The following is a 1,291-nucleotide window of genomic DNA, read 5'->3' on the forward strand; positions in this document are numbered from 1 at the left end:
CTCAGGTTCTCCAAAGCATCGTATGACCTCTGCTAGATCGAATTGTCCATCACTGGAGCGTGATAAACGTCCATTACGTACAGCTCTGTAAATGGTTGATCTATCCACATGAAATTTTTTAGATACTTCACTTAGTGATAACTTAGCCATTTACGGTGTCCTTTTTATTTGATGGCATGTATCCCACTTTTTTTAGGTATGGGGATAGTTCTTTGATTTTTTCAGGGTCTTGTAGCATCTCAGCAATACGAACAGCAAATTGAGGATAGCTTTCTGTTCCTTGTGAATAGCGACCCATTTCAGGGAGTTCTGAAAGTTTGTTTGCAAACATATGCCGTTGAGCATCGGTCATCTTTGAAAAAAGGTCTAAGGTATTCGGATCTCTTTCTATTGATGGATTATCCTTTTTCTTCTGTTTAAACGTAAAAGAAAAACCTGAAATTGATCGACCTTTTTTATGCTGTTCATATTTTACAGTTATATCCGTATGCTCATTTATTTGTTTAATTGAAAGCTCTAAAACACGCTCTTTTAAATGAGCCATCCGTAAATATTCATTATCAAGAACGCCTAACTTCTTTCTAAATTCTTGTAGTTCTATGGTTGGGGTTTTACCAGCGCTTCGCCACTGAATTAGAAGCTCATATAAGCGAATGGCATAAGCGCTACTAAGACTACTAACTTGCTGTAATTCATATTTAGTAAATTGTTCTTCCAGTCTGGTTATGAAGGGAACAACAGCAGGTGCAAATATTAAGTCTACAGTTGCTTCATTGTCGTTATAAGCAATTTGAGATACCCAACGACTCATAACATTTCGGATATTCCCATTAGCTTTTTTCTCTTGATAGCTAAATTGACGCGCGAATAAATCCTTACAAGCATCTTTTAAGGCTTGATAAGCTGTATTACGGTGTACACCAAATTGATTGATATAACTATCTGCATGAACTTCTAATGGATCATTTGCATTAATCCCTTTCCCACTTTCCCTTGCTTCAACAATAGCCAATAAAATTAAACGTTGTTCTACTAAGTCTAAGTTATAGCTTGCGTTGATTAAGGCATTGTCTTTTACGACTAAATCTCTCATAGCCACTATTTTTTTATTGTGTATAAATACACGTTAATATTATTTGTGTACTAATGCAAGGTAAACGTAGACATATTGCAAGGTAAACGTGGACATATTGCAAGGTAAACGTGGACATATTGCAAGGTAAACGTGGACATATAAGAGCTAAAACCCTTTATTCATAATGCTTTCAAGCCATCTAAAAGCATTTAAAAA

At 35.6% G+C, this 1,291-nt stretch carries 2 protein-coding genes; both read right to left on the reverse strand.

Annotated elements, in window-relative coordinates; all coding sequences use genetic code 11:
* The coding region (locus tag FTV37_RS17490) for a plasmid replication DNA-binding protein (RefSeq protein WP_147276920.1) at positions 1 to 150 on the reverse strand (150 nt) is incomplete at its 3' end.
* The gene (gene repM, locus FTV37_RS17495; protein WP_151805632.1) at positions 143 to 1,093 is read right to left on the reverse strand and encodes a replication initiation protein RepM; all 951 of its coding nucleotides are present in this window, start codon (positions 1,091 to 1,093) and stop codon (positions 143 to 145) included. The genes FTV37_RS17490 and repM, both read right to left, overlap by 8 nt.
* Between the last annotated feature and the right edge of the window lie 198 nt (positions 1,094 to 1,291).

The sequence above is a fragment of the Acinetobacter sp. YH16042 genome (assembly GCF_013417245.1).
In the GTDB taxonomy this organism is placed as follows: Bacteria; Pseudomonadota; Gammaproteobacteria; order Pseudomonadales; family Moraxellaceae; genus Acinetobacter; species Acinetobacter amyesii.